This window comes from Micromonospora palythoicola (genome assembly GCF_036689795.1).
GTDB classification, from domain to species: domain Bacteria; phylum Actinomycetota; class Actinomycetes; order Mycobacteriales; family Micromonosporaceae; genus Micromonospora; species Micromonospora palythoicola.
The window spans coordinates 1-23,579 of record NZ_JBAGKI010000083.1; the positions used below are offsets into that span (position 1 = coordinate 1).

General features: G+C 72.1%; 19 protein-coding genes. 11 read left to right on the top strand and 8 right to left on the bottom strand.

Features of this window, described 5'->3' with window-relative positions:
* Nucleotides 1-149 precede the first annotated feature (149 nt).
* Nucleotides 150-1,211 carry a GNAT family N-acetyltransferase gene (locus tag V5O40_RS25035; RefSeq protein WP_332907745.1) on the bottom strand — a complete coding sequence of 354 codons (1,062 nt, stop codon included), beginning with the start codon at nt 1,209-1,211 and terminating at the stop codon, nt 150-152.
* Between the two features lie 101 nt (nt 1,212-1,312).
* A complete protein-coding gene (locus tag V5O40_RS25040) occupies nt 1,313-2,014 on the bottom strand; it encodes an ACT domain-containing protein (protein WP_332907746.1) in 702 nt (233 codons plus the stop codon).
* Between the two features lie 148 nt (nt 2,015-2,162).
* Between V5O40_RS25040 and V5O40_RS25045 the strand changes: the two genes are divergently transcribed.
* Complete coding sequence (locus tag V5O40_RS25045; RefSeq protein ID WP_332907747.1) at nt 2,163-3,215, top strand: phosphotransferase family protein; 1,053 nt, start codon at nt 2,163-2,165, stop codon at nt 3,213-3,215.
* Complete coding sequence (locus V5O40_RS25050; RefSeq protein ID WP_332907748.1) at nt 3,215-4,435, top strand: acyl-CoA dehydrogenase family protein; 1,221 nt, start codon at nt 3,215-3,217, stop codon at nt 4,433-4,435. The genes V5O40_RS25045 and V5O40_RS25050 overlap by 1 nt, the downstream gene beginning before the upstream one ends.
* 225 nt (nt 4,436-4,660) lie before the next feature.
* On the opposite strand, the gene V5O40_RS25055 is transcribed toward V5O40_RS25050, so the two are convergent.
* From V5O40_RS25055 to V5O40_RS25080, 6 genes are all read right to left on the bottom strand, one after another.
* On the bottom strand, nt 4,661-5,707 hold the full coding sequence (locus tag V5O40_RS25055) for a LacI family DNA-binding transcriptional regulator (protein WP_332907749.1): 1,047 nt from the start codon (nt 5,705-5,707) through the stop codon (nt 4,661-4,663).
* 82 nt (nt 5,708-5,789) lie between these two features.
* A complete protein-coding gene (locus V5O40_RS25060) occupies nt 5,790-7,223 on the bottom strand; it encodes a GH1 family beta-glucosidase (protein ID WP_332907750.1) in 1,434 nt (477 codons plus the stop codon).
* Nucleotides 7,220-8,062, bottom strand: a complete 843-nt coding sequence (locus V5O40_RS25065; protein ID WP_093402872.1) for a carbohydrate ABC transporter permease — start codon at nt 8,060-8,062, stop codon at nt 7,220-7,222. The genes V5O40_RS25060 and V5O40_RS25065 overlap by 4 nt, the downstream gene beginning before the upstream one ends.
* 10 nt (nt 8,063-8,072) lie before the next feature.
* Complete coding sequence (locus V5O40_RS25070) at nt 8,073-9,041, bottom strand: carbohydrate ABC transporter permease (RefSeq protein WP_332907751.1); 969 nt, start codon at nt 9,039-9,041, stop codon at nt 8,073-8,075.
* Nucleotides 9,042-9,150: 109 nt separating this feature from the next.
* Nucleotides 9,151-10,440 (bottom strand): ABC transporter substrate-binding protein, encoded by a 1,290-nt coding sequence (locus tag V5O40_RS25075; RefSeq protein WP_332907752.1) that lies wholly within the window; start codon nt 10,438-10,440, stop codon nt 9,151-9,153.
* A gap of 283 nt (nt 10,441-10,723) precedes the next feature.
* Nucleotides 10,724-11,269 (bottom strand): plasmid pRiA4b ORF-3 family protein, encoded by a 546-nt coding sequence (locus tag V5O40_RS25080; RefSeq protein WP_281580418.1) that lies wholly within the window; start codon nt 11,267-11,269, stop codon nt 10,724-10,726.
* A 151-nt stretch (nt 11,270-11,420) separates the two neighbouring features.
* Here V5O40_RS25080 and V5O40_RS25085 point away from each other — a divergent pair, with 151 nt between their 5' ends.
* The 9 genes from V5O40_RS25085 (at nt 11,421) to V5O40_RS25125 (ending at nt 23,474) form a co-directional block, all read left to right on the top strand.
* Nucleotides 11,421-12,167 (top strand): pyrimidine reductase family protein, encoded by a 747-nt coding sequence (locus V5O40_RS25085; protein WP_332907753.1) that lies wholly within the window; start codon nt 11,421-11,423, stop codon nt 12,165-12,167.
* Between the two features lie 67 nt (nt 12,168-12,234).
* Entirely contained in the window at nt 12,235-14,523 is a 2,289-nt protein-coding gene (locus V5O40_RS25090) for a hypothetical protein (RefSeq protein WP_332907754.1), read from the top strand.
* Nucleotides 14,524-14,702: 179 nt separating this feature from the next.
* A complete protein-coding gene (locus V5O40_RS25095) occupies nt 14,703-16,454 on the top strand; it encodes an ATP-binding protein (protein WP_332907755.1) in 1,752 nt (583 codons plus the stop codon).
* A 15-nt stretch (nt 16,455-16,469) separates the two neighbouring features.
* On the top strand, nt 16,470-17,618 hold the full coding sequence (locus tag V5O40_RS25100) for an exonuclease SbcCD subunit D (RefSeq protein ID WP_332907756.1): 1,149 nt from the start codon (nt 16,470-16,472) through the stop codon (nt 17,616-17,618).
* Nucleotides 17,618-20,092: an SMC family ATPase gene (locus V5O40_RS25105; protein ID WP_332907757.1), complete on the top strand. Its 2,475-nt coding sequence runs from the start codon at nt 17,618-17,620 to the stop codon at nt 20,090-20,092. Before V5O40_RS25100 ends, V5O40_RS25105 begins: the two co-directional genes overlap by 1 nt.
* 7 nt (nt 20,093-20,099) lie before the next feature.
* Complete coding sequence (locus tag V5O40_RS25110) at nt 20,100-21,068, top strand: hypothetical protein (protein WP_332907758.1); 969 nt, start codon at nt 20,100-20,102, stop codon at nt 21,066-21,068.
* The gene (locus tag V5O40_RS25115) at nt 21,068-21,925 is read left to right on the top strand and encodes a spermidine synthase (RefSeq protein WP_332907759.1); all 858 of its coding nucleotides are present in this window, start codon (nt 21,068-21,070) and stop codon (nt 21,923-21,925) included. Before V5O40_RS25110 ends, V5O40_RS25115 begins: the two co-directional genes overlap by 1 nt.
* Nucleotides 21,926-22,008: 83 nt before the next feature.
* Nucleotides 22,009-22,701, top strand: coding sequence for a sigma-70 family RNA polymerase sigma factor (locus V5O40_RS25120; protein ID WP_269739173.1), 693 nt, complete (start codon nt 22,009-22,011; stop codon nt 22,699-22,701).
* On the top strand, nt 22,698-23,474 hold the full coding sequence (locus V5O40_RS25125) for an anti-sigma factor family protein (protein ID WP_332907760.1): 777 nt from the start codon (nt 22,698-22,700) through the stop codon (nt 23,472-23,474). Before V5O40_RS25120 ends, V5O40_RS25125 begins: the two co-directional genes overlap by 4 nt.
* The last annotated feature ends 105 nt before the right edge of the window (nt 23,475-23,579 follow it).

Genomic DNA, 23,579 nt, shown 5'->3' on the forward strand with positions numbered 1-23,579 from the left:
CCGCCTCTACGCAAATTTCCTGGACCTCACCGCCCTACCTCCTAACCTCTGACCGGGCCCTACCTCAAGCAGGGGGTGGGCTGGGATCCCGCACCGGGAGCCCTGCCCACCTCACCGGCCTCCGCACCGGAGGTCGGTCGTCTGAGCCGTCAGCCGGCGGTTTCCGCCGTCGCCGGGGCCTCGGCGGCCAACGGCACGGTCATGGTCAGCAGGCCACCGTCCCGCTGGACGGTGGCCGGCCGGGACAACCGGCGCAGCGTACGCAGCATCGGGGCATTGTCCGCCTGGACGTGCAGCACCATCGCCGCGTAGCCGGCCGACTCGGCCTGCCGGGTCAGCCGGCGTAGCAGCGTCGAGCCGAGCCCACGACGCTGCCAGTCGTCGCGTACCAGCAACGCCAGCTCGGCCTCGTCACCCTCGGCGAGCAGGTTGGCCATCGCGACGACCGACTCCGCCGCCCCGCCGGAGCCGGTCGTCGCGGCGACCAGGGTCAGCCCGCGTGCCGGCTCCAGCAGCCGGCGCAGTCGGGCCGGAGCGGGCAGACCCGCGCCTCCCAGGTAACGGCGCTGCCGGCTGCGCGCCGAGCAGGCCTGATGCAACTCGACCACCGCCGTCAGGTCGTCCGCGACGGCGGGGCGTACGGTCAGTTCGGCACCGTCGGGCAGGACCACGGTGACCTGCTCGGTGCTGCGGCGGGCGGCGGTGGCCCCCAGTTCGAGCAGCGCCTGGGCGCGGGCGTACTCGGCCGGGGTGAAGCTCGGCGCGAGCCGGCGCAGGGTGTACGACCCGCCGTTGGGGTCGGCCAGCAGCATCGTGTTGCCGTCGATCCCGGGGCGGGCCAGGGCCGGCGCGGCCCGCCAGGTCACCTCGTCGGCACCGAGCAGCGCCCGGAGCACCTCACCTGTCGCGTCCGGATCGTGCACCAACCGGGTCGCCAACCCGAGCACCCGGGTCGGCTGGTCGGCCAGGCCACGCGCCTCACTGCGCGCCACCCAGCAGTCCCGCCCCCGGCCCCGTTCGACGGCGGCGAGCAGTCCCGCCTCGTCGAGGGTGTCCGGCGCGTCGACGAGGAAGTCGTCGACGGCACCGTGCTCGGTGGTGTGCACCTGCACGGTGAGGATGTTGACTCCACGCAACGCGAGGCTCGCCGTGAGCACCGACAGGTAGCCCGGCCGGTCGTCCACGGTGGCTCGGATCCGCCACAGCGTCATCGTTGCCTCCCTTCGCCTGCCACCCTCGTCCGCGGCTGTTGCCGGTCGGTTGCCTCACCATGTCCAGCCGCGTCCAGCCCTGCGGTCTGCGTCACAGCCGGTCAGGGGTTGGCGCTCACCGACGGGGTGCCCACCAGGTCGAGCCGGTCGCCGAGGATCACCGCACAGGCGCGGACCAACTGGGCGAGCCGGTCCACCTCGGTCGAGTGGAACGCGGCCGGCGTGAGCGTGTCGCTGTGTTCGCGGGAGACCACCAGGACCAGCCCGGCCCGACCGAACGGCGCGACCGCGAAGTGACCGCCGTCGGGTGCGGTCATCGCCCGGGCGCGCAGCGGGGTCACCTCCGGCAGCTTCGGTGGCACCGGGGTACGCCAACTGGCGTGCCCGACCGTCGCACCGCCACCCCCGGTACGCGACGCCCAGTCGACCGGCACCACCGCGGCGACGGACCAGTCGGCGGCGAGCAGCCCGGGTACCGCGTCGACCAGGGTGGCCAGCCCGTCGGCCGGGTTCGCCGCGACCTGCGCCAGCAGTTCGGCGTCCTGGCCGGTGGTGGTGGGCGCGCCGATCGCCCGCCAGACCCCGTCCACCCGCACACCGGGGATCGCCGCCAGACCGGCCAGCAGCCGTTCCACCCGGGCGGCGCCCGGCCACACCACCGTGAAGTCGTCGACCGCCCGCCCGCCGAGGCGTTCCAGCACGACCACCTGGACGATGTCCGCCCCGGACACGCCGAGGGTGCGCGCCACCTGACCGAGCGTGCCCGGACGGTCCGGCAGGGTGACCCGAACGCGCAGCAACATCTCAAACCCCTCCGCTCGGCGGGCCGACACGGTGGTCGGCAGGCTGGTGTCAGCCTGGCAGTTGACCATTTCGTCCCTGTTGCGGCGGCATGTCCCGAGGGTCAAACCTGACCTTGACAAGCCGCCGGAGCTGCCATGAACTGTCCGGATGACCGAACCGACCGCCGGCTCGCCCGCCGGTCTGGATCTGGACCGGCTCGGCGGCTACCTGTCGGCGCACCGTCCCGATCTGGCCGCCGGCCCGCTGCGGGCCGAGCTGATCGCCGGTGGCCGGTCGAACCTGACCTACCTGGTCCACGCCGGCGATCGCGACGTGGTGCTGCGTCGTCCACCGCTCGGGCACGTGCTGGCCACCGCGCACGACATGGCCCGGGAGTTCCGGGTCATCTCGGCGCTCGCCCCGACCGACGTCCCGGTGCCCGACGCCCTGCTGCTCTGCACCGAGCCGGACGTGCTGGGGGCGCCCTTCTACCTGATGGAACGGGTGCCGGGTGAGGTGTTCCGCAGCCGCGCCCGCACCGACCGGCTCAGCGGCGAGCAGCGACACGGGCTGGCCATGACGATGATGGACACCCTGGCGGCGCTGCACACGGTCGAGCCGACGGCGGTCGGCCTGGCCGACTTCGGCCGCCCGGAGGGGTTCCTGGCCCGCCAGGTCCGCCGCTGGTCGGGGCAGCTCGACCGGTCCCGCAGCCGACCGCTGCCCGGCATCGACGAGCTGCGCGACCGGCTCGCCGCCACCGCGCCGGAGGGGGCCAACGCCGGTCGGATCGTGCACGGGGACTTCCGGCTGGACAACCTGCTCGCCACCGTCGACCCGGTGACGGTGACGGCGGTGCTGGACTGGGAGATGGCCACCCTCGGCGACCCGCTGGCCGATCTCGGGCTGCTGCTGACCTACTGGGACGTGCTCGGCGGCGGCGCTTTCTCCGACGGCAATCCGGTCGCCGACGGCCTCGGGCCGCGCGCCGGCTTCCCCAGCGGCACCGAGCTGATCGACCGGTACGCCGGCCGCAGCGACGTCGACGTCGGTCCCTTGCACTGGCACATCGCGCTGGGCTGCTTCAAACTCGCCGTCATCTGCGAGGGCATCCACTACCGGCACACCCTCGGCCAGACCCTCGGCGAGGGCTTCGACACCATCGGGGGCCTCGTCGCCCCGCTTGTCGCACACGGACTGACCGCGGTGAGGGAGACCTGATGGACTTCGCGTACGACGCCCGGACCGAGCAGCTGCGCACCGAGCTGACCGACTTCCTCGAGCAGCACGTGTACCCGGCCGAACCGGTGCACGCCGCCCAGGTCGCCGCGGCCGGTGACCCGTGGGCCCGCCCACCGGTGCTGGCCGAGCTGAAGGCCGAGGCACGCCGGCGCAACCTGTGGAACCTCTTCCTGCCCGATCCGCGCCACGGTGCCGGGCTGACGAACCTCCAGTACGCCCCGCTGGCCGAGCTGACCGGCCGCAGCCCGCACCTCGCGCCGGAGGCGCTCAACTGCGCCGCGCCCGACACCGGCAACATGGAACTGCTCGCCGAATTCGGCTCCCCCGCACAGCAGGAACGCTGGCTCACCCCGCTGCTGGCCGGCGAGATCCGCTCCGCGTTCTGCATGACCGAGCCCGACGTGGCCTCCTCCGACGCGACGAACATCGCCACGTCGATCCGCCGCGACGGTGACCACTACGTCGTCGACGGCCGCAAGTGGTGGTCGTCCGGTGCGATGGACCCGGCCTGCGAGATCCTCATCGTGATGGGCAAGACCGATCCGGGCGCCGAGCGGCACCGGCAGCAGAGCATGATCCTGGTTCCCCGGGACACGCCGGGGGTCACCATCCGCCGGGGCATGCGCGTCTTCGGCTACAGCGACGCCTCCCACGGCGGGCATGCCGAGATCGACTTCGACGGCGTGCGGGTACCGGCGGAGAACCTGGTCGGTGCCGAGGGGACCGGCTTCGCCATCGCGCAGGCCCGGCTCGGTCCGGGCCGGATCCACCACTGCATGCGACTGATCGGCATGGCCGAACGAGCGCTGGAGCTGCTCTGCCGCCGGACCGTCGAGCGGATCGCCTTCGGCCGCCCGCTCGCCGAACAGGGCGTGGTACGCGAGTGGATCGCCGAGGCCCGGGTCCGCATCGAGCAGGCCCGGCTGCTGGTCCTCAAGACCGCCTGGCTGATGGACACCGTCGGCAACAAGGGCGCGCACACCGAGATCCAGGCCATCAAGATCGCCACTCCGGCGATGGCCGAGTGGGTCATCGACAAGGCCATCCAGGCGTACGGCGCGGCCGGGGTCAGCCAGGACACGCCGCTGGCCGCGCTCTGGTCCCAGGCTCGCACGCTGCGTCTCGCCGACGGCCCCGACGAGGTACACCGCAACAGCCTCGCCAAGCGTGAGCTACGCCGCTGGACCGCCTCCGCCTGAGCGCAGCCGCCCCATGCCGCGCCGAGGCACCACCGCGCTGCCGGCACCGGTCAGCGCCAGCCTCGTAGCCGGCGATTGCCCCGAACATCACGTCCCGTAAACATCGGGGCGACCCCGATGTACCAGGTCGCCGCCTTTGCATCCAGCGAGAGGGCTGCGACACGACGCCTGCCTCGGCACGGAGACGGGGCGGCGGTGCGGCGGCGAGGAGGAGGGGTACGCAGATCAGGCGGACGCGCGCTCGACGAACTCGGTGTCCAGGACGACGTGCGGGGTGAGGATCTCGTCGCCGCGGATGCGGTCGACCAGCAGCCGTGCCATCTGCCGGCCCATCTCCTCCACCGGCTGGAACACCGAGGTCAGTGGCGGGTTGGCCTGCCGGGCGATGGGCTCGTCGCCGAAGCCGACCACCGCCACGTCCTGCGGCACCCGGCGGCCGGCCTCCCGCAGCGTCCGCATGGCACCGAAGGCCATCAGGTCGGCGGCCACGAACACGGCGTCCAGGTCGGGGCAGCGCTCCAGCAGCCCCCGCATGGCCGTCGCCCCGCTCTCCTCGCTGAAGTCGCCGTACGCGATCAGGTCGGGGTTGACGCCGAACCCGGCGGTGCGGACCGCGTCCCGGTAGCCGGACAACCGGGCCAGGCCGGCGCCCATGTCCTGCGGGCCGGCGATGGTGGCGATCCGCCGCCGTCCGCGGCTGGCGAGATACTCGACGGCCTGCCGCGCCCCGCCGGCGTTGTTGACGTCGACGAACGACACCGGCTGCGCCTCGGGGTGCAGCATCCGCGCCGGGCGCCCGCCGAGCACGGTGGGTAGGCCACGCTCCTCCAGCAGGGTGGGCAGCGGATCGTCGTCGTGCAGCGACAACAGCAGTACGCCGTCGACGTGCTGGTTGGTCAGGTGGTGCTCGACCCGCTCCCGCTCCAGCGGCGACTGGGCCATGGCCAGCCAGAGCTGCAACGGTGTCTCCAGCAGGGCGGAGCTGATCCCCCGGACGATGCCGGCGAAGAACGGCTCGGCGAAGATCCGCTCACCGGACTCGCTGACCACCAGGGCCACCGAGTCGGTCCGCTGGGTCACGAGCGCCCGAGCGGCGCGGTTGGGTACGTACCCCAGCTCGGCAATGGCCTGCTGCACGGCGGCCCGGGCCTCCGGACTCACCTGCGGGGAGCCGTTGACCACGCGGGAGACCGTGCCACGGCCGACTCCGGCACGGGCGGCGACCGCGTCGAGCGTCGGCCGCCCGAGCGACCGGGTGCGCTGCGTTGTCATCGTCTGCTCCTCCGACGTCAGGCGGCCCCGGCACCTTCACCAGCGTTGGTGCCGGGCCGCCCGTTACTGGCTGGCCATCGCCCTATTGTGCGGCCAGACCGTTGCGTCGGATCACCTCCGCGTACCACCTGGCACTGGACTTGGGGATGCGGGTCTGCTTGTCGTAGTCGACGTAGATCATGCCGAACCGCTTCGTGTAGCCCCAGGCCCACTCGAAATTATCCATCAGCGACCAGGCGAAGTATCCCCGCAGGGGCACGCCCGCGCTGATCGCCTCGTGCGAGGCGCGCAGGTGAGCGTCGAAATAGGCGAGCCGGTCGACGTCGTCGACCCGGCCGTCGACCACCTCGTCGACGAAGGCCGAGCCGTTCTCGGTCACGTAGAGCGGAAGGTCCGTGTACTCTTCGTGCACCCGGCGCAGGGTCTCCACCAGACCGGGAGCGTCGATCTCCCAGTCCATGTCGGTGACCGGCACTCCCCGGGTGACGAACCGGACGTCCTCGCTGCCCGGCCAGCAGGACTGCGCCCGCCAGTACGGTTCCGGCTCCTCGCCCGAGACCGGCGCGGCCACCACATGCCGGCTGTAGTAGTTGACGCCCACCACGTCCAGCGGCGTGGAGATGGTGGCCAGGTCACCGTCGTGGACGTGGCCGAAGTCGGTCACCTTCGCCAGGTCGGTCACCAGGTCGTCGGGGTACGCGCCGCGCAGGATCGGATCGAGGAAGAACCGGTTGGCCAGGGCGTCGATCCGCCGGGCCGCGTCGACGTCGGCCGGCGAGTCGCTGGCCGGGGTGACCGGGTACAGGTTGACGGTCACCCCGAGCTGCGCCTGCGGCACCGCCGTACGCAGCGCCTGCACCGCGAGCCCGTGCCCGAGCATCAGGTGGTGTCCGGCGCGGACCGCGTCGGCCCCGTCGGAACGGCCTGGGGCGTGCACCCCGGAGCCGTAACCGAGGAAGGCCGAGCACCACGGCTCGTTGAGCGTCGTCCAGTACTTCACCCGGTCACCCAGGGCGTCGGCCACGAGCAGGGAGTAGTCGGCGAACCGGGCAGCGGTGTCCCGGGCCGGCCAGCCCCCGGCGTCCTCCAGCTCCTGCGGCAGATCCCAGTGGTAGAGAGTGAGCCAGGGCTCGATCCCGTTGGCCAGCAGCTCGTCGACCAGCCGCTGGTAGAAGTCGAACCCTTCGGCGTTCGCCGGACCCGACCCGCCCGGCTGCACCCGCGGCCAGGACACCGAGAACCGGTACGACTTCAACCCCAGCTCGGCCATCAGCCGGACGTCGTCGCTGAGCCGGTGGTAGTGGTCGCAGGCGACGTCGCCGGTGTGCCCGGCGACCGTCCGGCCCTCGGTGTGGCTGAAGGTGTCCCAGATCGACGCGGTCCGGCCGCCCTCGTTCGCCGCGCCCTCGATCTGGTACGCGGCGGTCGCCGCGCCCCAGAGGAAGCCGGGCGGGAAGGTCAGCGGCGGACGCTCGTCGAGGACGCCGACGGCGGGCGGGGTGGCGGGGTTGCTCACGACTTGACTGCACCTTCCATGATCCCGCCGATGATCTGGCGGCCGAAGAGGAGAAAAACGAGCACCAGCGGGATGGTGCCGACCGCCGTAGCGGCGAAGACCTGGGAGTAGTCCGTGTAGTAGGCGTACGAGAGGAAGGAGAGCGAGACCTGCAGGGTCGGGTTCTCCGGGGTGAGGATCGCGTACGGCCAGAGGAAGGAGTTCCAGGTCTCCATGAAGGTGAGCAGACCGAGCACGCCGGCCGCCGGACGCAGCGCGGGCAGCACGATGTTCCAGTAGATCCGGAACGTGCTGGCACCGTCGACCCGACCGGCCTCGATCAGCTCGTCGGAGATCGCCTGGCTGGCGTACTGCCGCATCATGAACACGCCGAAGGCGCTCACCAGGAACGGCACGGTCACTGCGTAGAGGGTGTCGTACCACCCCAGCGACTGCATCATGCTCCAGAGCGGGATGAGACCCATCTGGGTCGGGATCATCATGGTGACGATGATCGCCAGCAGCAGCACGTTGCGACCCCGGAAGCGCAGCTTCGCGAAGGCGAAGCCGGCCAGGGAGCCGGTCAGCACCACCGACACGGTGACCACCGAGGAGACGATGATCGAGTTCATCAGGCCCTTGAGGAAGTTGGCCGCGTCGTTGTCGAGCACCCGGCCGAAGTTGTCACCGAACGCGCCGGCCGGGGTCATCGGCGGTGGCACGTCGTTGATGGACTCCAGGCTGCGGGTGCCGATCACGATCATGTAGTAGAAGGGGTAGATCGACAGCAGCGCCGCCAGGACCAGCGCCATGTAGGTGAGTGGACTGGTGCGCCACAGGCGCTTTGAAGCCGAGATCATCGATCTCTCCTCACTTGGCCGCGCGGCGGACGAGTACGAAGTTGATCAGCGACACGAAGACGATGATCATGAAGATGGCCCAGGCCACCGCGGCGCCGTAACCTGCGGTACTCAGGTTGTAGATGCCCTTCTCGTACATGTACATGGCCAGCGTCTGGAACTCCCGCTGGTTGCCGCCGATGATGCTGCCGTTGGCGAAGAGCAGCGGCTCGGTGAACAGCTGCATGCCGCCGATCGTGGAGAGGATGACCACGAAGATGAAGGTGGGCTTGAGCATCGGCAGGGTGATCTGCCAGAACTGCCGCCATGGGCTGGCCCCGTCGATCGCGGCCGCCTCGTACAGGTCCTTCGGGATGGCCTGCATGCCGGCGAGCAGGATCAGGGTGTTGTAGCCGGTCCACCGCCAGTTGACCATCGTGGCGATCGCGGTCCAGGAACTCCACTCCTGGGCACGCCAGTCGATCTGGTCCACCCCGACGAGGCCGAGCAGCCAGTTGAACAGGCCGAAGTCGCGCTGGAACAGCATGCCGAAGACGATCGCGACGGCGGCCACCGACACCACGTTCGGCACGAAGATGGCCATCCGGAAGAAGGTCTTGGCGCGCAGCAGGGTCTGGTTCAGCAGGTTCGCCAGGAAGAGCGCCATCAGCAACTGCGGGATGGTCGAGAGGGCGAAGATGCCGAACGTGTTGACCAGCGCGTTCCAGAAGTACTCGTCGGAGAACAGCGCGGTGTAGTTGTCGAACCCGATGAACGTGTGCTCGCCGACCATGTCCCAGTCGTGCAGGGACATCCAGGCGGTGCGCAGCATCGGATACAGCCCGAAGGCTCCGAAGATCAGAAAGAACGGCGCGATGTAGAGGTACGGGGAGTACTTGAGATCCAGGCGGTTGAAGAGGTAGCCCCGGCGACGCCGGGCGGGGGCGTCGGGGGGTGGTGCTGCTGGCGACGGCGGCGCCGTCGTGGCCGACACGCTCATTCGAGTTTCCTTTTCCAGCGAGGCCCGGGGGCCCTCGCGCAGAGTGCTGCGCGGTGGGGACCGACCGGTGGCGTCCGGGTAGCCCCGAACGCCACCGGAAGGGAATCACTCAGAAGACGCCCTGGGTCTGCGCGTCCTTGGTGAACTGCTCCCAGGCCGCATCCTTACTGGCCTGCCCGTTCTCGAACGCCCGCATCGCCGGCTCGAACGCGTTCTCCTTGACCGCCTGGTGCTTCGGGCCCAGGTGGATCGGCTCGATCTGGGCGACACTCTCGCCGAAGATCTTGCCAGTCGGCGCGTTGCTGAAGTACTCGTTGGTGTAGTTGAGGAAGGCCTCGTCCTTCAGCGCCTCCAGGTTGGTGGGCAGCGGGCCCTTGGCCTTGAAGGCCTCCACCTGGCTGGTGGCGTTGGTCAGGAACTGGGCGAGCTTCGCCGCCTCCTCCGGGTACTTGCTCTGCTCCGGCACGGCCAGCCACGAGCCGCCCCAGTTGCCGCCGCCGCCCGGCACGGCCGCCACGTCCCACTTGCCCTTGTTGGCCTCACCGGAGTTGTCCGCGACGATGCCGAGCATCCAGGACGGGCAGAAGGTGGCCGCGAAGGTGCCCTGCTTGAAGCCGCCGGACCACTCGGGCGACCAGGTGGACGCCTTGGCGGAGATGTCCACCATCGAGGTGGCGGTGTCCCAGGCAGCCTTCACCGCGGGGCTGGAGTCCGCGATGATGTTGTTCTCCTTGTCGTAGAACAGGTCGCTGCCCTGCTGGAACAGCACGCCGTTGGAGACGGCGGTGATCGAGTCGATGAACGCCTTGCCGGTGGCCTGCTTGTACTTCTGGCCAGCCTGGTGGAAGCCGTTCCAGTCCGGCCAGAGCGCCGAGACCGCGTCCCGCTCGGTGGGCAGGCCGGCGGCCTCGAACAGGTCCTTGCGGTAGCAGACCGCGAGGCTGCCGACGTCGGTCGGCAGGCCGATCAGCCGGCCGTCGGGCGCCTTGCCCAGCTCCCACTTCCAGGGCAGGTAGTCGTCGGAGATCTCGGACGACACCAACGGAGTCAGGTCGGCCCAGTTGCGCGGGTTGGCCTTGAACTCGTTGAGGATGCCCTCTTCCAGGGCGGTCACGTCGGCCGCGCCCTTGCCGGTGGCGAGGTAACGGACCAGCTTCGGCCGGTACTCGCCGAGCTGAGCGGTCTTGCGCAGCTCGACCTTGATGCCGGTCTGCTGCTCGTACTGCTTGACGAGCTCGTCGTAACCCATTTCGCCGAAGGTGTCGACGACCAGCTTCTCGGGCTTCTCGCCCTCGGCCGGCGTGTCGTCGTCGTTGCCACAGGCCGCGAGCCCGCCGATAGCGGTGATCGCGGCCAGGGTGGCTGCCGCCATGCGGGAACGCCGCGTGGTGAGGCTCATCCTGACCCCTCTTTCGATGGTGAGGCTGCTTTTGTCTGTGGTGGGGGGTGCCGCTGCGCCTGCCGGCACCGGCTGCGTCAGCCGGCGTCGGCGCCCAAGCGCGCGCCATTGTGATCCACGCCTCTTGGGAACGCTCCCATGAGATTGCCGGCAGGTGTCGGGAGTGTCAATAGTCCAGTGGGAGCGATCCCAGATCGTTACCACGCAGCTCGTTTGACCCGGCAAGCAATCGGAAATGGCTGATAGGTTGCGCACCGACAACGGTCGATGGAGTCGGCGGCAGTCAACAGAGACGCCGCAGCAGGGTGTCGACCCGACCGGCGTCGAAGCCCGCCGGATCGAAGGCGGCACCGACCCAGTCCCGCATCGTCCGATGCTCCGGATGACCCGGCTCGGCCAGCGCGGCGAGCAGCAGCCGATAGCCCTGCGGGCCGCCGACGTCCTCCGGCGGACCGGCCCGCTCCCCGTCGAGGCAGCTCGGATAGCGTTCGTCCGCCTCGGCACCGAAGACGTCCTCCACCAGCAGGTCGTGCTCCCACCAGTCGCCGAAGTCGTAGGTGTAGTGGAACCGGCTGCCCTTGCCGACCACCGCGTCCAACCGCACGTCCAACTCGTCGTGCAGGGCCAGCTCGCCGTCGGGGTCGGGCTCGCCGTACTGCACGCCGTCGATCTCGAACGAGTGCAGGTGGCAGTCCCGCCAGCCCATGGCGTGCTGCACCACCCGGTGCAGCCGGTCCAGGGTGTAGCCGCCGGGTACCAGCACCCGACGCCAGATCGCCGGACGAACCCCGGACAGGGACATCCTCAGCTGGAAGATCTGACGCGGCATGGGTGTCCCATCCTCCCTCGGCATAGGCTGCGAGCATGATCTGCCGAGCGTGCCGGGCGCGGCGGCACGACGACTGCCCGGGCCGGAACTGGTGCGACTGCCAGCACCGTACCCCCCGACCGACCCCTCCCGTCACCGGTCCGGCCGGCGAATGAGCGACAGAGCGCCGATTTCCGTCCTCTGGCCGGACCCGTCGCCCGGGCCGGTGGACGACGACACGCTCATCGCCAGGTACGGCCGCGCCGACCGGCCGCACCTGCGGATGAACTTCGTGACCAGCGTCGACGGCGCGGTCAGTCTCGACGGTTACTCGGCCGGGCTGTCCGGCGCATCGGACAAGCGGGTCTTCGGGCTGCTCCGGATGCTCTGCGACGCGCTGTTGGTGGCCGCCGGCACGCTGCGCCACGAGGGTTACCGGGCCATCCGGCTCGACGAACGACGCCGGGCCTGGCGACGCGCGCACGGGCTGACCGAATACCCGACCCTGGTCGTGGTCTCCGGCACCCTTGACCTCGATCCGGCCCAGGCCGCCTTCGCCGACGCACCGGTACGTCCCGTGGTGCTCACCCACCGCAACGCGGCGGCACCGCCCGGCCTGACCGACGTGGCCGACCTGGTGCGCCACGGTGACGACCGGGTCGACCTGGTCACCGGGCTGGCCGAACTGCGCCGACGCGGACTCGGTCAACTGCTCTGCGAGGGCGGACCGCACCTGTTCGGCGCCCTCACCGCCGCCGACCTGGTCGACGAGGTGTGCCTCTCGATCGCGCCGCTGCTCGCCGGGGCCGGGCCCGGCCGGATCACCGCCGGCGCCCCGAGTCCCGCCCGGGGCCTGCCGCTGCGGCACGTGCTCCGCGCCGACGACGGCACCCTGCTGCTCCGCCACGCCCGGCACTGACGGGCGACCCGCACGACCGTTACCGAAAAGACCGCGAGACCGCAGGTCAGCTCACTAGCGTAGACCGGTGTCGGGGGGCTGGGACGGGGCGTACGAGGTGGTCGAGCTGCGCGTCCACGGCGTTTCGGGAGCCGCCGCCGAGACACTGCTCGACCATCCGGTGGTGACCAGGGTCGCCGGTGACGACAACGCCGGCTTCTACCGTCCCCGGCCCGGCTTCGGCGTCAGCGACCGGCCGCAGGCACTGCGGGTCGAGGCGTACCGGTGGGGGGCGCTGACCGCCGGCGGCGCCGTGCGTACCCTGTCGCTGCTGTTCCTGCTGCCGTTCATGCTCGTCAACCTCGCGGTGTGGACGCGGCCGGCGACCGGTGGAGCCGGCGGTGTGATCGGTCCGCTGTGCCGGGTGCTCGCCGCCACCCTGACCGCCGCCTTCATGCTCTCCGTGGTCGGCGTGACCGTCGACATCATCGGCTGGCAGTGCGTTCCCTACCAGCCCTGCCTGCGAGGTCGCGGCTACCTGTCCTGGCTGGCCCACCTGCCGCTCGGGCCTCGCCTGGCGTTGCTCGCCCTGGTGCCGATCGGTGCCCTGCGGCTGCTCTGGTGGCTCGGCGAACGGTCGGCGCGGGTGTTCGAGGCGTTCCCGGCCGCCCGGGGACAGGACCGCACCAGCGGCGGCGAGGACCGCATCGACAGCCCGGGCTTCTGGAACGACGAACTCGTGGTGCACCGGTTGCGCGCCATCCACGTCGCGGTCGGGCTGGGTGTGCTCGACGCGAGCCTGCTCGCCGCGCCGGTCCATCGTCATCCCACGCCCGTCGCGTACCTGCTCTTCGGTGCGAACTGGGTGTTGCTGGCGGCCGGTGTGGTCCTGCTGCTGCGTCCGGCGCGCGCCGCGCCGGACGGCCCGGGCCGGGGACCGGTCGACCTGCGCGGCATCCGGCCGCTACGGATCGGCGCGCTGGCGCTCACCGTGCTCGTGCTGTTCCACCGCGCGGTGGCGGTGGAACCGGAGCCGCCGCACGGCCAGTTACCCGGGTACGAGGGCGCGGTGGCCGGCCTGGTGGCGGTCCAGGCCGCGCTGCTCGGCGCGCTCGTCGCGGCCACGCTGCACCAGCGGCGGCGCAGCCGCACCGTCGGCACGTCCTGGCTGAGCGGGCTCGCGACGCCGCTCTTCGCCGCCACGTCCATCGCCGTCTCGTACGGGTTCGCCGCCGCCCTCGTCTACCGGATCGCCGACCTGCTCGACCGCGGCGACATCCCGAATCCGGCCCGGCTGGACCGGTCCGGCGCGCCACCCCTGGAGCCGCCGGTCTCCTACCGCTGGGCGGCCCTGGCCGGCCTGATCACCGTCCTGGTCGTGGCCGCGACGGCGCTCTGGCGCATCCAGGTGTCCCGGCGGCGGCGCCGCCAGGTGGCCGAGGAGATCGTCCGACGCGACTTTCCCGACCCGCCGCCGGAGGCACTGCCCCGACGCGCCGCCGTTCGGGAGATCGTCGCCCGGTCCGCGATCGCCGAGCATCTGGGGCCGGTGCTCACCGTGTTCCTGGTGCTGTCGATGGTCGGCGTCACGGTCGTCGCCCTGGACCTGATCGGCATCGGACCGTCGCAGCTGAGCCGACGGCTGGCGGGGACCGACGGCGAGGCGGCCACGGACCTGGCCCTCGCGACCGACGTGGGTATCTACGTCATCGGCCTGGTCGGGCTCGGCGTCGTGGTGCTCGGGCTGTTCTCCTACCGCTCCGAGGAGACCCGGCGCACGGTGGCGGCGATCTGGGACCTCGGCACGTTCTGGCCGCGTACGGTGCACCCGTTCGCGCCACCCTGCTACGCCGAGCGGGCGGTACCGGAGCTGGCCAAGCGGGTCGCCGCGCTGGCCGACCAGGGCGGGGTGATCCTCTCCGGGCACAGCCACGGTTCGGTACTGGCCGCCGCCACCCTGCTCCAACTGCCGTCCCGGGTGCTGCCCCGGGTGGCGCTGCTGACCCACGGCAGCCCGCTGCACCGGGTGTACGCGCGCCTGTGCCCGGCCTTCTTCGGCAGCCCCGTCCTGACCGAGCTGGGCGAACGGATCGGGTGGCGCTGGGTGAACCTGTGGCGGGACACCGACTCGATCGGCGGACCGATCTTCTCGGCCCACCGCCCCGGTCAGCGGCCGCGGGTCACCGGGCCCGCCGGCACGGTCGACCGGCGGCTGCGCGATCCCCGTGGCATCACCGTGCCGCCCGACGACACCGTCCCACCCCCGGTCGACCGGCACTGGCCCTACCACACCGACGAGGCGTACGAGACGGCCGTGCGGGACCTGGCCGGGCGGTTGCGGGCGGGAGCCGGCACGAGCCCGGACCCGACGACCTGACGCTCGACCAGCTGCCCCACGCAGCCCGGACACCCGCCGTCAGAGTCCCATCGCCGTGCGCGATCGGCACGGTGTCGTTACGTGGCCTGCGCCGCGTCGCGTGGCGGCCTGTCGTACTCCTCCGGCAGGATGCAGGGCGTGTGTGCCGACCGCGACGACCGACCGAGCGGAGTAGCCCGATGATCGACCAGGGGTTCGACGGCCCGGGCGAGGGGGTCGGCCGGGTGCTGGGCACCGCCGACGCCACTCCCCTGCAGTTCTGGACGGCGGTCGCCCCGAACAGTTATCTCCAGCTCGACGACGTCGTGGTGACCCGGCGGGAATTGCCCGACCGGGAGCCGGTGACCATCGCCGGAGTGGTCACCCAGGTCCGGGCGCGGCACGAGGGCGCGCAGTTCGACTCCGACGTGTTCGCCATCGCCGACGGCACGCTGCCGGCGCAGGTGCAGGAGGCCGCCGAGATCACCACCACCCGGGTCGATCCCGAGTTCTACGTGCCGCCGCAGCCGGGTGCCGTGGTGCACCGGGCCGAGGGCGACGCCCGCGCCCGGGCCCTGCACTTCGACCGGATGGAACGGCGGATCCCGATGGGCACCGGCCGCGACGGTGTGCCGGTCTACCTCAACGCCGACTTCCTCGACGGCAGTCGGGGCGCGCACGTGTCGATCTCCGGCATCTCCGGGGTGGCCACCAAGACCAGCTTCGCCACCTTTCTTCTCTACTCGGTGTTCCGCTCCGGCCAACTCGGCGGCGACGCGGTGAACGCCAAGGCGTTGATCTTCAACGTGAAGGGTGAGGACCTGCTCTTCCTCGACCACCCGAACGCCCGGCTCGACGATCCGACCCGGGCCGCGTACGCCCGGCTCGGCCTGGCCGCGGACGCCTTCCCCGACGTGCGGGTCTACGCGCCGCCCCGGGTCGGTGACTCGTCCGGCACACCGGACGTGAGCAGTCGGCTCACCGGCGTCGACAGCTTCTACTGGACGCTCGCCGAGTTCTGCGCGGACCGCCTCCTGCCGTACGTCTTCGCCGACGCCGACGACGAACGTCAGCAGTACACGATGGTGGTCCACTCCGTCGCCGCCCACCTGGCCCGGTACGCCCAGCCCGCCGACGGCGGCGTCAGCATCGACGGTGTCCGGCTGGGCAGCTACGGCGACCTGGTCGACCACGTCGTCGAGCAGCTCAGCGACGACGAGACGCGCGGTGACTGGGCGGGCAGCGCGGTCGGGCTGGGCACGGTGAACGCGTTCGCCCGCCGGCTGATCGGCAGCAAGAAGGACCTGTCCCGGCTGATCCGCGGCGATCTGGCCACTCGCCGTCCGCACAGCATCAACACCTCGGAGTCCGCTCAGGTCACCGTCGTCGACCTGCACAACCTGCCGGACCGGGCGCAACGTTTCGTGGTCGGCGTGACGCTCAAGACCGAGTTCGAGCGCAAGGAGAAGGCCGGCACCGCCAAACCGCTGCTGTTCGTGGTGCTCGACGAGCTGAACAAGTACGCCCCCCGGGAGGGCTCCTCCCCGATCAAGGAGGTGCTGCTCGACATCGCCGAGCGGGGCCGCTCGCTCGGGGTGATCCTGATCGGCGCGCAGCAGACCGCGAGCGAGGTGGAACGGCGGATCGTCACCAACTCGGCCATCCGGGTGGTCGGCCGGCTGGATCCGGCCGAGGCGTCCCGCCCGGAGTACGGTTTCCTCCCACCCGCCCAGCGGCAGCGCGCGCTGCTGGCCAAGCCGGGCACGATGTTCGTCAACCAGCCGGACATCCCGGTACCGCTCTGTCTGGAGTTCCCGTTCCCCGCCTGGGCGACCCGGGTCTCCGAGGCGGGAGCCGCGCCGTCGCAGACCCTGCGGTCGATCACCCAGTCCGCCGACCCGTTCGCGGTCGTCGGCTCCGGTGGTGGCACCGACGACGACATCCCCTTCTAGCGGAGGCTGACCCCAATGAAGATCCTGCACACCTCCGACTGGCACGTGGGCAAGGTCCTCAAGGGACAATCGCGGGCCGAGGAGCACAAGCAGGTGCTGGCCGGGGTCATCGAGATCGCCCGGCGGGAACGGCCCGACCTGGTGGTCATCGCCGGTGACCTCTACGACACGGCGGCACCGACCCCGGAGGCGACCCGCCTGGTCACCCGGGCGTTGACCGCGCTGCGCCGCACCGGCGCGGACGTGGTGGCGATCGGCGGCAACCACGACAACGGTCCGGCCCTGGACGCGCTGCGCCCGTGGGCCGAGGCCGCCGGCATCACGCTGCGCGGCGGTGTGCGTGAGGATCCGGCCGAGCACGTCATCGACGGCACCACCGCCGACGGGGAACGCTGGCGGTTGGCCGCGTTGCCGTTCCTGTCCCAGCGGTACGCGGTCCGGGCGGTGGAGATGTACGAGCTGACCGCCGCCGAGACCACCCAGACGTACGCCGACCACCTGGGCCGCATCCTGGCCCGGTTGACCGAGGGTTTCGACGAGCCGGACCGGGTGCACCTGGTCACCGCCCACCTCACGGTGGTCGGCGCGGCCACCGGCGGCGGCGAGCGGGACGCGCACACCATCATGGGTTACGCGGTGCCCGCCTCGGTCTTCCCCGGCACCGCGCACTACGTGGCGCTCGGGCACCTGCACCGCGCCCAGCGGGTGCAGGGGCCGTGCCCGATCCGCTACAGCGGCGCCCCGCTCGCGGTGGACTTCGGCGAGCAGGAGAACGTCCCGGCGGTGACCCTGGTCGAGGTCACCGCGACCACGGCGGCGCGGATCCGCGAGGAGCCGGTGACCGCGGCGACCGCGCTGCGCACCGTACGCGGCACCCTCGCCCAGCTCGCCGAGATCACCCCGCCGGAGGGCTGGCTGCGGGTTTACGTGCGCGAACAGCCCCGCGCCGGTCTGCGTGAAGAGGTGCAGCAACTGCTTCCCCGGGCCCTGGAGATCCGCATCGACCCGGAGCTGGTGCCGGCGCCCGGCACCGGCACCCGGGTGGCGCAGCGCTCCGGCCGCTCGCCCCGGCAGTTGTTCGCCGACTACCTGGACAGCCGGGGGCATGTCGACGAGGGCGTCCGGGAGCTCTTCGACGAACTGCTCGAAGAGGTCGATCACTGATGCGGCCGATGCGACTGGACCTGGCCGGCTTCACCGTCTTCCGGGACGCCACCACCGTCGACTTCACCGACGCGGACTTCTTCGCCCTGGTCGGACCGACCGGTTCGGGCAAGTCGACGGTGCTCGACGCGATCTGCTTCGCGCTGTACGGCACGGTGCCCCGCTGGGGCGGCACCCGTGGGCTGGGCAACGCGCTCGCGCCGTCGGCCACCGAGGCGCGGGTCCGGCTGGTCTTCGAGTCCGGCGGTGCCCGCTACGTCGCCACCCGGGTGGTGCGGCGGGACAGCCGGGGCAACGTCAAGACCGCCGGCGCCGGGTTGCAGCTGATGCCGGAGGGGTTCGACGTCACCAAACTGGACACCGGGCTCAGCCCGGAGGATCTCGGCGAGGTGGTGGCCGGCACCCCGGCGGAGATGGACGCGGCCGTGCTGGCGGCGGTCGGCCTGCCGTACGAACAGTTCACCAGCTGTGTGGTGCTGCCGCAGGGCCAGTTCGCCGATTTCCTGCACGCCCGCCCGGCCACCCGGCAGCAGATCCTGGTCAACCTGCTCGGTCTCGGCGTGTACGAACAGGTGCAGCAGCGGGCCACGACCCGGGCCGGTCAGGCGGAGGCGAAGCTGGAGGCGGTCGACCAGCTGCTCGCCGGGCTGTCCGACGTCGACGACGACACGCTGGCACGGGCAGCCGGTCAGGTCGACCGGATGCGTGAGCTGGCCGGGTCGGTGACCGCCGCCGTACCGGACCTGGAAGCGGCACGTACGACGGTGCGGGAGGCCAACGCGGCGCTGGCCACGCTCGACGCCGAACTTGCCGCGTTGGACGAGGTCCGGGCACCGGACGGGGTGGCCGAGGTGGCCCGGGCGGTGACCGCGACCCGGGCCGAGTCCGACGCGGCGGCGGCCACGGTGTCGCTGGCCGAGGAACGCGAGGAGAAGCTGCGCGGCGAGCTGGTTGCCGCCGGCGACGAGAGCGCCCTGCGGATGCTGCTGCGGGCGTACGCCGACCGGGAGCAGCTGTCCGTCCAGGCGGAGCAGGTGCGGGCCGGGATGGAGGCGGCCGACGCCGAACACGACGCGGCGGTGCGGGCACTGGCCGGGGCGCAGGCGGCGGCCGAGCGGGCCGAGGCGGAGTTGGCGGCGGCGTTCCAGGCGCACGAGGAGGCGAAGACCGCCGACCAGGCGACGGCGTTGCGGGCCCACCTCAGCGACGGGGACGCCTGTCCGGTGTGCGAGCAGCCGGTGGCCCGGGTGCCGACGGTGCCGGCCGGCTCGGCGGTGGCCCGGGCGGTGGCGGCCGGCAAGGCGGCCCGGGCGGCGAGTGAGGCGGCCCGGAAGCTCGTCACCGAGCGGGACGCTGCCGCACGTGACCTGGAGCGGGTGTTGCTGCGCGCCCGCACCGAACACGACGGACTGCGGACCCGACTCGCCGAGCTGGACGAGCGGCTGGCCGGTGCCGCCACCGCCGAGGCGCTGCGGGCGCGGCTGGCGGAGCTTGCCCGGCTGCGGCAGGGGCTGGACGAGGCGACCACGGCGCTGCGGGCGGGCCGGGACGCCGCCCGGCAGGCCCGGGCAGCGGTCGAGGCGGCGCAGGATCGGCTCCGGACGGCGTGGCGGCGCTTCGACGACGCCCGTGACGCGGTCGCCCGGTTCGGACCGCCGGCCACCGACCGTGACGACGTCGCCGTCGCCTGGGCCACGTTGGCCGAGTGGGCACGGGAGCAGGCGCGGCACCGCCGGTCGGAGCGGGACGGGCTGGCCGGTGCGGTGGTCGAGGCGGAGACGGCGGCCAGCGCGGCGGCGGACCGCATCGCGGGCATCTTCGTCGACGCCGGGCTGCCCGCCCCGGACGATCCGGTCCGCGCCGCCGCCGTCGCGGTGGAGCGGGCCGAGGCCGAGCTGCGCCGGTTGACCGAACGACGCGAGCAGGCCGGTGCGCTGCGCGAGCAGCGGGCCGGGCACGAACGCGAGGCGCAGGTGGCTCGGGCGTTGGCGGGGCACCTGCGGGCCAACAACTTCGAGCGGTGGCTGCTGGCCGAGGCGCTGGATCTGCTCGTCGACGGCGCGTCGGGAATCCTGCGGGAACTCTCCGGCGGCCAGTACGACCTGGTCCACGACAAGGGCGAGTTCTACGTGGTCGACCACCACGACGCCGGGCTGCGGCGCGGGGTACGGACGCTGTCCGGCGGCGAGACGTTCCAGGCGTCGCTGGCCCTGGCGCTGGCGTTGTCCGAGCAGTTGGCCGGGATGTCCACCACCGCGGCCAGCCTGGAGTCCATCGTGCTGGACGAGGGCTTCGGCACTCTCGACGCGGCCACCCTCGACACGGTGGCCGCCACCCTGGAGAACCTCGCCGCCCGGGGCGACCGGATGGTCGGCGTGGTCACCCACGTGCCGGCGCTGGCCGAGCGGATCCCGGTCCGCTTCGAGGTGCACAAGGACGCCCGCTCGGCCCGGGTGGAACGGACCGGCCGGTGATGCGGGCGTGAACCGCTTCTTCGTCGACGCCTGGGATCCCGGCTACGGCGCGTCGTTCGAGGCCGCGCCGGCCGGTCCGGCCGCGCCGAGCAGCGCCCAGGTCGAGGCGGAACACGAGCTGCCGGCGGTGGACTGGCGGGCGATCGGCCCCCGTCCGGATGTCCGGGCACCGGACGTGGTGCTGCTTGTCGACGGAGTACGCCGGATCGACGCCAGCATCTGGACGGCCGAGGAGGACGGCGGCTCGTTTCCCGGGCTGGCCGCCTCGTACGCGGCTGGGGTGGTGCGGTGCGACCTGGACCGCGGTGCCGCGCAACTGGCCGGCGCCACGGTGGAGCGGGGCCTGTTCACCGCCAGCCCGTCGGCGACCGACGTGGTGGCCGGCAACGTCCGCTACCCGGTGCACCGGGTCGGCGGCACAGGTGAGCTGGCCAAGCTGCCGGCCGCGGTGCAGGGTCCGTTGACCGCCCTGGAGGTGCGGGTGTCGGCCGCCGCGCGTACCGACGACGACCTGCTGGTGGTGGACGGGCCGTTGCGCAACCGGCGGCAGCTGCCGCGCACCCTCGGCTACATCAAGACCCAGCACAGCCAGTACCTGGACGCCCGGCTCACCGCCGTGGTCACCGGTCTGCCACCGGGCCACCGCTCGCCGGTGTTCCGGCTCGGCACCGCCTGGGGCGGCTGGTCGTGGTATCTGCGGCTGCCGGTGGCCGCGGGCGCGCCCTGGGCCGGCATCGTGCGTCTGGAGTGCTCCGCCGACCTGGAGATCGCCGAGGCGGTACGGCTGGCCGACCTGTCGCTTGTCACCCTGCCCCGCTTCGCCTCCAGCCCGTACAAGGACCCCCGGGCCCCACAGAACCTGGTGCCGATCGCCGGGCTGGAACGGTTGCTGCGCTCCCGCCTGGGTGACGCGCGGCTGCTGCATCGGGCGCTCACCGTCGCCGCCCGCACCGCCGCCGCCCGGGCCGGCCGCTGATGGGTCGGCGGCGCGACGGCGACCGGATCACCGAGCCGGTCGACACGGGGCTCGCCGAACTCGTGCCCGATCCGGACCGGTCCGGCTCGTGGACGCTGCTGCTCGACGGCGCACCACAGTCGCACGTGGACCTGACCGACCCGACGCACCTGGAGTTCGAGTACGTCCGTCGGCTGGCCGCCGCGATCGACCTGGTGGCACCGGCGGGTGCCCCGCTGCGGGTGCTGCATCTGGGTGGCGGTGCGCTGAACCTGCCGAGGTACGTCGCCGCCACCCGCCCCGGCTCGACGCAGCGGGTGGTCGAGGTGGACGGGGCGCTCGTCGAGCTGGTCCGGCGGGCGCTGCCGTGGCGGGCCGATCCGCGCCTGAAGGTACGGGTGGGTGACGCGCGGGCGGTGCTCGCCTCCGGTCGGGAGGCCAGCTACGACCTGGTGGTCGCCGACGTGTTCGCGGGTGCCCGGACACCGGCCCGGCTCACCTCCGTCGAGTACGCCGCCGAGGCTGCCCGGGTGCTGCACCCGGGGGGCTGGTACCTGGCCAACGTCGCCGACGGCCCGCCGCTGCGCCACGCCCGGGGACAGGTGGCCACCGTGCGGGCGGTGCTGCCCCGGGCGTGTCTGGTCGCCGACGCCGCCGTGCTGCGCGGCCGGCGCTACGGCAACCTGGTGCTCGTCGCCGGCCGGCAGGATCCGCCGGTGGCCGCGTTGGCCCGCCGTGCCGCCGGTGACTGGTTTCCCGGCCGGGTGCTGGCCGGGGCGGAACTCGACCGCTTCACCGGCGGCGCCGTCGTGGTGCACGACGACGCGGCCGTCGACTCGACGCCACCTCCGCCGGGGATTTTTTCCGTCCGACGTTGATCCGTTCGCTGCCGCCTTCCGTACCAGTCAGCAGCCATGCCCGTGGGGGGACGGCTTTCTGTCCAGGGACGTCGGAGGTCTGCATGCACGCACTGGCGGTCGGTTGGCAGGGCGACCGGGTGCGGGTGGACTGGATGTCCGCCCGGTCCCAGTCGCGGCCGACCACGTCCACCCGTGGGGTCGACTCTCGTGCGGCGGCTCGCCAGAATAGCCCGGTGACGCCGCGACCCACCCCTGGCCGCCACCAGGCTTCCACCACCGAAGCCGCCCATTCCGACCAGTTGGTCCGCACGCTCTACGCGGAACACGCCGGGCCACTGCTGATGTTCGTGATGCGGCTGACCGGCGGAGACCGGCAACGGGCCGAGGACATCGTCCAGGAGACGCTGCTGCGGGCCTGGCGCAACGCGCATCGGTTGGGCGCGCAGGGACAGGGGTCGCTACGGCCGTGGCTGGTCACGGTGGCGCGACGGATCGCCATCGACGAGCACCGCAGCGAGCAGGCCCGCCCGGCCGAGACGTACGACCGGGACCTGACCGCGTTCGCCGAGGCCGACAGCACCGACCGGGTGCTGCGGTCGATGACGGTGGCGGACGCGCTGCGAACGTTGAGTCAGTCGCACCGGGAGATCCTGGTGGCGACGTACTTCCGGGGCCGGACGGTGCCGGAGGCGGCCGAGGAACTCGGTCTGCCGCTGGGCACCGCGAAGTCGCGGGTCTACTACGCGCTGCGCGCGCTGCGCACAGCTCTGCAGGAGAGGGGGGTGACGGAATGAGCCGGGTTGACCACATGGACGTCGCCGCGTACGCGCTCGGCGTGCTTGACGAACAGGACATGGAGCGGTTCGAGGAACACCTCGCGACCTGCTGGGCCTGTGCCGCCGAGCTGGAGACGATGGTGCCGGTGGTCGGGCTGCTCTCCGACATCGACGAGGAGTCGATCACGGCATTGGAGCAGACCCACTCGGATCCGGTCCTGCTGGACCGGACGCTCGTGGCGCTGCGTACGCACCGTCGGCGGGCCCGGTTCCGGCAGGTCCTGGCGACCGCGGCGGCCGTGGTGGTCTTCGGCGGGCTGACCGGTGTGGTGTTCAGCAACCTCACCGACAGCAGCACGCCACCGCCGCTCGCCGGGCCGACCACGGCCCCGGTGAATCCGCCGGGCGACCGCCCCGGCAACCCCAGTGGTCCGGGATTCGGCGGTAACGAGCAGGAGGGTGAGCAGGTCGACGTCACCGACCCGGCCACCGGCGTCGAGGCCACGTTCTGGCTGACCTCGAAGGACTTCGGCACCAAGATGGACTTCAGCCTGGGCAAGCTGCCGGGGCCGCGCACCTGTCGCCTGGTGGTGGTGCGCGACGACGGCTCCACCGAGGTCGTCTCCACCTGGTCGGTGCCGGACGGCGGGTACGGCACGAACGCCAACACGCAGAAGCTGGCGCTGTCGGCGGCCACGTCGACGAAGCGGGACGACATCAAGCAGTTCGAGGTGCAGGAGATCGATTCGCGGGGTGCCACGGACACTCTGGTGACCGTCCCAGCGGCCTGATCCACATACCCGGAAGGCCCGCCACGACTCCGAGGCGGGCCTTCGGTCATTCCCCGCGTCAGGCGACTCAGCCCCCCGGGGATACGGCCACACACCGACACAGAA

Coding starts and splice junctions, on each gene's coding strand:
- V5O40_RS25035 (WP_332907745.1), bottom strand. CDS start 1,211: ATGACGCTGTGGCGGATCCGAGCCACCGTGGACGACCGGCCGGGCTAC.
- V5O40_RS25040 (WP_332907746.1), bottom strand. CDS start 2,014: ATGTTGCTGCGCGTTCGGGTCACCCTGCCGGACCGTCCGGGCACGCTC.
- V5O40_RS25045 (WP_332907747.1), top strand. CDS start 2,163: ATGACCGAACCGACCGCCGGCTCGCCCGCCGGTCTGGATCTGGACCGG.
- V5O40_RS25050 (WP_332907748.1), top strand. CDS start 3,215: ATGGACTTCGCGTACGACGCCCGGACCGAGCAGCTGCGCACCGAGCTG.
- V5O40_RS25055 (WP_332907749.1), bottom strand. CDS start 5,707: ATGACAACGCAGCGCACCCGGTCGCTCGGGCGGCCGACGCTCGACGCG.
- V5O40_RS25065 (WP_093402872.1), bottom strand. CDS start 8,062: ATGATCTCGGCTTCAAAGCGCCTGTGGCGCACCAGTCCACTCACCTAC.
- V5O40_RS25070 (WP_332907751.1), bottom strand. CDS start 9,041: ATGAGCGTGTCGGCCACGACGGCGCCGCCGTCGCCAGCAGCACCACCC.
- V5O40_RS25075 (WP_332907752.1), bottom strand. CDS start 10,440: ATGAGCCTCACCACGCGGCGTTCCCGCATGGCGGCAGCCACCCTGGCC.
- V5O40_RS25080 (WP_281580418.1), bottom strand. CDS start 11,269: ATGCCGCGTCAGATCTTCCAGCTGAGGATGTCCCTGTCCGGGGTTCGT.
- V5O40_RS25085 (WP_332907753.1), top strand. CDS start 11,421: ATGAGCGACAGAGCGCCGATTTCCGTCCTCTGGCCGGACCCGTCGCCC.
- V5O40_RS25095 (WP_332907755.1), top strand. CDS start 14,703: ATGATCGACCAGGGGTTCGACGGCCCGGGCGAGGGGGTCGGCCGGGTG.
- V5O40_RS25100 (WP_332907756.1), top strand. CDS start 16,470: ATGAAGATCCTGCACACCTCCGACTGGCACGTGGGCAAGGTCCTCAAG.
- V5O40_RS25105 (WP_332907757.1), top strand. CDS start 17,618: ATGCGGCCGATGCGACTGGACCTGGCCGGCTTCACCGTCTTCCGGGAC.
- V5O40_RS25115 (WP_332907759.1), top strand. CDS start 21,068: ATGGGTCGGCGGCGCGACGGCGACCGGATCACCGAGCCGGTCGACACG.
- V5O40_RS25120 (WP_269739173.1), top strand. CDS start 22,009: ATGCACGCACTGGCGGTCGGTTGGCAGGGCGACCGGGTGCGGGTGGAC.
- V5O40_RS25125 (WP_332907760.1), top strand. CDS start 22,698: ATGAGCCGGGTTGACCACATGGACGTCGCCGCGTACGCGCTCGGCGTG.